Raw genomic sequence first — 7,420 nt, 5'->3', positions numbered from 1 at the left:
GTCCGAGCGGGTGAGCTCCACGGACAGGCCGTCGGCCGGGTCGAGTCCGGGCGACAGGGGCTGCTCGGCGGCGGCGAGCGCCAGCCCGGTGAGCAGGACATCGCCCAGGTCGGCGTGGAAGCGCTCGGCGATGCGCTCCAGGGCGGCGGTGAGCGGCTCGTCCGCGAGGTCGGCGGTGTGAGTGGTGTGGTCGGTGTGAGCGGCGCCGGCGGCCACGGTGGTCGCGGGGAGGGCCGGGGCCGGCCCCGCCCCCTCGCCGGACGCGTCGCCGTCCTCGGTCGCCGTGACCGCTCCGGCCTCGATCACCGCGCGGGCCCACCGCGCGAACGGGGCCGGCTCCGCGACGGATTCCGCTGCGGAAGCCGCGGGGGCGTCGGCCGGACCACCGAGGCGCTCCCCCGCCGCCAGCCGGGCGAGGTCCGCCACCAGCACGCGCCGTGACTCCTCGTCGGCCACCAGCGGGTGCACCGTGAGCAGCAGCCGCCCCGGCGCCCGGTCGCCGGCGTCCCACCACACCGCGTCGCACACCACGCCCTTGTCCGGGTCGAGGCGTCGTACGGCGGCGGTGGCCTCGGCCTGTATCGCCTCGCGCAGGGCCGCCGCGCCCAGCCCGGCCGCGTCGTACCGGGTCAGGAGCGAGCCCGCGGGAACCGTGCCGGGCGGCGCGATCCGCAGCCCCTCGGCGGTGGCGGTGGCCCGCAGCACCCCGTGCCGGTCCAGCAGCGCGCCCAGCACCTCCGTGAGGCGGTCGGGGCCCAGCCCGGCCGGCACCCGCAGGAGCACCGGCACGGCCGCCTCGCCCCGTACGGCGATGCGCCGCATGGCGGGGGTCGGCGGGACGAGGGTGTCGTCCTCGCCGGCCCGTTCGCCGGCGACGGCGGCCAGCGCGGCCACGGTCTGGTACTGGAAGACGTCCCACGGGGACAGCGGCAGCCCGGCGGCGGTGGCGCGGCTGGCGAGCTGGATGGAGACGATGCTGTCGCCGCCCAGTTCGAAGAAGCTGTCCCGCACGCCCACCGCGGGCAGCCCGAGCACCTGCGCGAACAGCGCGCTCAGCCGCTCCTCGCCCGGGGTGCGGGGGCGTTCGTCGCCCACCGCGCGGGTGAAGTCCGGCGCGGGCAGCGCCCTGCGGTCGAGCTTGCCGCTGGGGGTCAGCGGCAGCGCGTCCAGGAACACGACGGCGGCCGGGACCATGTAGTCGGGCAGGGCGGCGCGGGCGTGGTCGCGGAGCGCGGCCGCGTCGACGGCGTCGGGGGCGGTGGGCACGGCGTAGGCGACGAGCTGTTTGCCGGTGGCGCCGTCCGCGCGGGCGACCACGGCGACCCGGCGCACGCCGGGGTGGCCCGTGAGCACCGCCTCGATCTCGCCGGGCTCGATGCGGAAGCCGCGGATCTTCACCTGGTCGTCGGCGCGGCCGAGGTAGCTCAGGCTGCCGTCGGCGCGCGTCCTGACCAGGTCCCCGGTGCGGTACATGCGGCTGCCGGGCGGCCCGCAGGGGTCGGCGAGGAAGCGCTGGGCGGTCAGCCCCGGGCGGTGGAGGTAGCCGCGGGCCAGGCCGGTGCCCGCGATGTAGAGCTCGCCGGTGCCGCCGACCGGTACGGGCTGCAGCCCCGCGTCGAGCACATAGGCGCGGGTGTTCCACAGGGGCGTGCCGATGACGGCGTCGCCTCCGCTGATCTCGGCCTGCAGGCTGTCGGCGCTGGCCTCGGAGGAGCCGTAGAAGTTGAGCAGCCGGGCGTGCGGGAACGCCTCGGCGAAGCGCCGGGCGACGTCCTCGGTGAGGGCCTCGCCGCTGCTGATCCACAGTTCGCAGCCGGCGAACCGGTCGCGCTCCTCGGGGGGCAGGGCGAGGATCGCGGCGAGCAGGCTGGGCACGACCGTGATCCGGGCGCAGCGCCGCTCGTGGACGAGCGCGGCCAGGTGGGGCAGGCTCTTGGCGGCGACGCGGTCGGCGAGGACCACGGAGCCGCCGTGCAGCAGCGGGCCGAGGAGTTCGCTGGTGCCGTCGAGGAAGCTCAGCGAGGTCTTGGCGCAGACAGGGGCGTCGGGGTGCCAGGGGTGGCGGGCGTGGAACCAGGCGAGGCGGTTGACGAGCCCCTGGTGCAGGCCGATCACGCCCTTGGGGGCGCCGGTGGAGCCGGAGGTGTAGATGACGTAGGCGGGGCTGAGCGGGGTGGGGCGCTCGCCCTCCGGCTTGTGGGCGGGCCGGCGGGTGAGGTCGGCGCGGACTGCCTCGTCGTCGAGGATCAGGCGCCGCGCGGGGTCGTCGGTGGGCAGGCCGGGCGCGGTGGCGGCGGTGGTGACCAGCAGCGCGGGCCGGGCGTCGCGCTGAATGGCGGCGATGCGCTCGGCGGGGTAGTCGGGGTCGAGCGGCAGGTACGCGGCGCCGGACTTGAGGACCGCGAGCAGCGCCACGACCATGTCGGCCGAGCGGGGCAGGGCGAGGGCCACCAGCGTCTCGGGCCGGGCCCCCCGCTCGCGCAGCAGGTGCGCCAGCCGGTTCGCGCGGGTGTCGAGGTCGGCGTAGGTGAGCGTCTCCGGGCCGCAGACCAGGGCGGTCGCCTCCGGTGTCCGGGCGGCCTGGCGCTCGAACAGCTCGTCCAGGGTGGCGTCGGGCACCGGGTGGCCGGTGTCGTTCCACTCCACGAGGACCTGGTGGCGCTCGCGGGGGTCGAGCAGGGAGGCGCGGCGCACCGGCCGGTCCGGCTCGGTGAGCAGGTCGCCGAGGAGGACCTCCAGGTGGCGCAGGAGATCGGCCACGGTCGGCTCGTCGAACAGGTCGGTGCGGTAGGTGGCCTCCAGCGCGAGCCGGTCGCCGGTGGCGACGGCCGCGAGGGTCAGTTCGAACTGGCTGGTGCCGTTCGAGGCGGGGCGGGGGCGCACGGCCAGGCCGGGCAGGGCGAAGGTGTCGAAGGACTCGGTGCGCAGCAGGAACATCACGTCGAACGGGGTGGTCCTGCTGGAGGTGCGCTGCGGCCGCAGCTCCTGGAGCACGCGTTCGAAGGGCAGGTGCTGGTTCTCGTAGCCGCCGGCGCAGACCTCGCGGACGCGGGCGAGGACGTCGGTGAAGCCTGGGTCGCCGCCGAGGTCGGTGCGGAGCAGCAGGGTGTTGTCGAAGTTGCCGACGAGGCCCTCGTACTCGGCCCGGTCGCGGTTCATGGCGGGGGTGCCGAGCGCGATGTCCCGGTGGCCGGTGCGGCGGTGCAGCAGCACGGTGACGGCCGCGAGCAGCACCATGAACGGCGTGGCCCCCTGGGCGCGGGCGAAGTCGCGGACGGCGGCGGCCAGGGGTCGAGCCGGCCGCGCCAGTACTCCAGCTGCCGGGTGGCCCACTCCTCGGTCAGCCGGCCCTGCTCCCAGTGGGCGACGTCGGCGTACTGGAGGCGGGGGCGCTCGGGGGCGGGCAGACCCGCGGGCCTGCCCGAGCTGTCCGAGCTGCCCGGGCTGCCCTGAGCGTCCTGGCCGTCCCCGGCGGTGTGCCGCCGGTAGTGCTCGGCCAGGTCGCGCAGGAGGATCTCCCAGCTGCCCTCGTCGACGGCGACGTGGTGGGCCACCAGCACCAGGACGTGGTGGTCGGGGGCGGTGCGCAGCAGGGCGGCGCGCAGCGGCAGGTCCGTGGCCAGGTCGAAGGGGCGCCGGCCCAGTTCAGTGGCGAGCCGGTCGGCCTCGCGGTCGCGGTCGGCCGCCGGGAGCCCGGTGAGGTCGTGCGTGGGCAGCTCGACCGCCGGGCGGGCGAGCGGCCGCGGGGTGAGGGCGCCGTCGGTGTCCTCGCGGTAGACGGTGCGCAGGATCTCGTGCCGGTCCGTCACCTCGCCGAGGGCGGCGCGCAGGGCGGTCGCGTCGAGGGGGCCGGTGAGGTCGAAGGCGATGACGAGGTTGTAGGCGGCGGTGCCGGGGGTGAGCTGTTGGAGGGCCCACATGCGGCGCTGGGCGGAGGAGGCGACGGGCCGCGCGCCGTCGGGGCGGGGGGCGATGCCCGGCCGGCCGGTGCCGGAGGGGGCGAGGCCGCGCTCGGCGAGCTTGCGGCGCAGCAGCTCCCGCTTCTTGGCGGCGAGCGCTTCTGCCGGGGAGGGCCGGTGGTCAGACACGGTGGGCGAGGCCTTCCTGCTGGGCGCCGTCGGTTTCGGGGCCGCCCCGCTGCTCCCAGTGGCCGCCGAAGAGCAGACGCTCGTCGGGCAGCGACTCGGGGATGGGGCGGGAGATGAGGGTGTGGTTGAGGAAGTGCCGCCAGGTGATGTTGCCGGACACGCCGCAGCCGCCCCAGGTGCCGCTGGAGAGGGTGGTGGTGAAGGGCACCCCGCTGTCGAAGCTGCCGGTGTTGGTCATGGTCGACTGGTTGACCACGACCCGGCAGGTGGGGACGCGCTCGGCGAGCAGCGCCACGCGGTCGGGCCGGTCGGTGTGGATGCCGCAGCTGTGGCCCCGTCCGCAGCGGTCGGAGATCTCCTCCACCCGCCGCACGGCCTCCTCGAAGTCGTCGTAGACGCCGAAGGTCAGCAGGGGGGAGATCTTCTCGCGGAGAATGGGGTCGTCCAGGGCGGTGGCGTCGGCGTGGTCGAGGACGAGCACGGTCGCCTTGCCGGCGCCGTCGGCGGTGTCCACGGCGATGCCGGCGGCCGCGGCGATGACGGAGGCGGGGCGGCCGATCAGGTCGCGGTTGAGGGCGGTGCCGTCCGGCCACATCAGGGCGCGCACCCGGGCGGTCTCGTCCGGCCCGCACAGATGGGCGCCGCGGCGCGCGAGTTCGGCGCGGAACCGCTCGGCGACGGAGGCGTGGACGAGCACATTGCTCTCGGAGGAGCAGGAGGTGCCGTTGTTGTACGAGGCCCCGGTGGCGATCTTCTCGGCCGCGTCGGCGAGGTCGGCGGTCTCGTCGACGACGACGGTGGGGTTGCCGACGCCGGCGCCGATCGCGGGGGTGCCGCTCTCGTAGGCGCGGCGCACGGTGTTGGCGCCGCCGATGGCCACCACCTGGTCCGCCTCGCGCATCAGGGCGGTGCCGGCCTCGCGGCCGGTGACCTCCAGGCACTGGAGGAGGTCCGGCGGGGCGCCCGCGTCGGACAGGGCGGCCCGCATCAGCCGGATGACCTCGCGGGCGGTGGCGTGCGCCCGGGGGTTGGGGGTGAAGACGGCGGCGTTGCGGGTCTTGAGCATCGGCAGCGCGTTGCACATGATGCCGGGGCCGGGGGCGGTGGCGGGGCTGGCCACCGCGATCACCCCGAGGGGCTTGGCGAGTTTGCGCAGGCCGAGTTCGGGCAGGTCCTCGATCACGCCGACGGTTTTGACGCCGTGCAGATCGCGCAGCACGCCGAGGACACGGCGGCGCTGCATGGCGTACAGGTGCTCGATGGTGCCGAGGGCGGTGTCGCGGTGGCTGAGCTGGGCGATGTGCCGGGCGTTGTCCTCCCGGTAGCACTGCCAGCCGACGGCCGCGACGACATCGTCGATCCTCTCCTGGGACCAGGACGCGATCTCGCGCTGGGCGGCGCGGGCGCGCCGCACGGCTTCCCGGACGGCTTCGGTGACCATGGATCATCTCCTGCGATGCGCGCGGTTCGGTGGGGGGGGGCGAGGGTGCGCCGGGGCCTCGGCGCGGCCGCCGTACCGCACCGCCGGGAGGCGGCGGCGCGGTACGGGGCCGGCGCGGGCGTGGCCCTACGGGCGCTGCTGCCGGGCGTGCCGGGTCAGGGCGTCGAGCGCCCGGAACCACAGGTCGGCCAGTTCTTCGACGTCGGCGGGGCCGAGCAGGGCCGCGGGCCAGGACCAGCGCACATGCAGCTCGGGCCCGTCGGGGCGGTTGAGGGTGTAGGCGTTGATGTCGAGGCTGTAGCCGGCGGGCATCCGGGGGTCGGCGGCGTCGCTGAAGTCGGCGGCCTCGTCGGCGAGGGCGAACTCGGTCGTGGCGGTCTCACCGGTGGTGAACCGGCCGAGGTAGTTGAACTCGATCTCCGGCTGCGGCAGTCGGGCGAGCACGGCGGCGGTCTCGGGGTTGAGGTGGCGCAGCAGCCCGTAGCCGATGCCGCTGTCGGGGATGGCCCGCAGCCGCTCCCGTACCCGCTTGAGCACGTCGCCGAGCTCGCCGCCGCCGGCCAGCGCCTCGGTGACGTCGACCGGGCCGGGGTCGAGGCGCACGGGGTGGACGCTGGTGAACCAGCCGACGGTGCGGGAGAGGTCGGCGCCCGGCAGGAGCTGTTCCTCGCGGCCGTGTCCTTCGAGGGCGACGAGGACGGCGCGGTGGGCGGGGTCGGCGCCCGAGCGTTCGCGCCAGGCGGTGACGGCCAGGGAGAGGGCGGTGAGGAGGATGTCGTTGACGCCCGCGTCGAGGGCCCCGGGCACGTCGGTGAGCAGGGGCGCGGTGCGGGCCACGGGCAGGGTGCGGTCGAGGTGGCGCACGGTCTCCCGGGTGTCGCGCGCGGGGTCCAGGGGCCGGTCCGGGAGCAGCGGGTCGGAGCCGGTGAGGGTCTCGGTCCACAGGGCGAGTTCACCGGTGCGGGCGGGGGAGCCGGCCTCCGCCAGGAGCTGCCGGGCCCAGCGCCGGTACGAGGTGCGCACCGGTTCCAGGGCGGGGGTCTCGCCGGCGGCCGCCGCGCGGCAGGCGGCGGCCAGGTCGGGCAGGAGGACGCGCCAGGAGACGCCGTCGACGACGAGGTGGTGGCCGACGATGAGCAGCCGGCTGTCGGCGGGGTCGTCGGTGTCGAGCCAGAGGACCTGGAGGACGGCGCCGGTGGCGGGGTCGAGCCGGTCCAGCGCGGCGCGGTGCTCCTCGGTGAGCCGGGCGAGGGCGGCGTCGGCGGACAGGCCGGTGGCGTCGATGCGGCGCACGACGTCCTCGGCGCGGACCGTGCCGACGGGCCGCACCTCGAAGGTGGGAACGCTCCCCCCGCCGGCGGCGGCGCCCCCTTCGCCGGCTCGGTCGGAGGCTCCCCCGCCGGCCGCCCGGTCGAGGAAGCCCTCGAAGCGGGCGCGCAGCACGTCGTGCCGGTCGATCAGCGCCTGGACGGCGGTGGTCAGCACCTCCTCGCGCAGGCCCTCCGGGACGCGCAGCAGGTTGCCCTGGGAGTAGCGGCCGACGGGGCCGCCGGTGGCGCGGAGCCAGTGCATGATCGGGGTGAGCGGCGCCTCGCCGATGCCGGCCCCGGCCTCCTCCGCGCTGTCGTCGGCGGCGCCGGCCCGCGCGGCGAGTTCGGCGAGGGTGGCGCAGCCGAAGACGTCCTTGGGCGAGAGGGCGAGCCCGGCGGCGCGGGCGCGCCCGGTGAGCTGGATGGAGACGATGCTGTCGCCGCCCAGTTCGAAGAAGTTGTCGTCGGGGCCGGCCTCGGGGAGGCCGAGGAGCTCGGCCACCAGGCCGCACAGCACCTTCTCCTGAGGGGTGGCCGGCGGGCGGGAGGCGGTGGTGGAGGTGATGACGCTGTCTCTTATA

4 protein-coding genes are annotated in these 7,420 nt (G+C 76.2%); all 4 read right to left on the bottom strand.

Going from position 1 to position 7,420, the window contains the following annotated elements; genetic code table 11:
* The coding region (locus ACSNOD_RS26065) for a non-ribosomal peptide synthetase (RefSeq protein WP_436769501.1) at nucleotides 1-3,237 on the bottom strand (3,237 nt) is incomplete at its 3' end.
* On the bottom strand, nucleotides 3,156-4,088 hold the full coding sequence (locus tag ACSNOD_RS26060; RefSeq protein ID WP_436769500.1) for a condensation domain-containing protein: 933 nt from the start codon (nucleotides 4,086-4,088) through the stop codon (nucleotides 3,156-3,158). The genes ACSNOD_RS26060 and ACSNOD_RS26065, both read right to left, overlap by 82 nt.
* Entirely contained in the window at nucleotides 4,081-5,529 is a 1,449-nt protein-coding gene (locus ACSNOD_RS26055) for an aldehyde dehydrogenase family protein (RefSeq protein WP_436769499.1), read from the bottom strand. Before ACSNOD_RS26055 ends, ACSNOD_RS26060 begins: the two co-directional genes overlap by 8 nt.
* A gap of 126 nt (nucleotides 5,530-5,655) precedes the next feature.
* On the bottom strand, nucleotides 5,656-7,420 hold a 1,765-nt coding region (locus tag ACSNOD_RS26050; RefSeq protein ID WP_436769498.1), incomplete at its 5' end, for a condensation domain-containing protein.

The sequence above is a fragment of the Streptomyces sp. URMC 123 genome, from assembly GCF_051386515.1.
Lineage (GTDB): Bacteria > Actinomycetota > Actinomycetes > Streptomycetales > Streptomycetaceae > Streptomyces.
The sequence above is the reverse complement of the archived record's forward strand: the minus strand, read 5'-3'. Positions and strand labels throughout refer to the sequence as shown.

Coding starts and splice junctions, on each gene's coding strand:
- ACSNOD_RS26055 (WP_436769499.1), bottom strand. CDS start 5,529: ATGGTCACCGAAGCCGTCCGGGAAGCCGTGCGGCGCGCCCGCGCCGCC.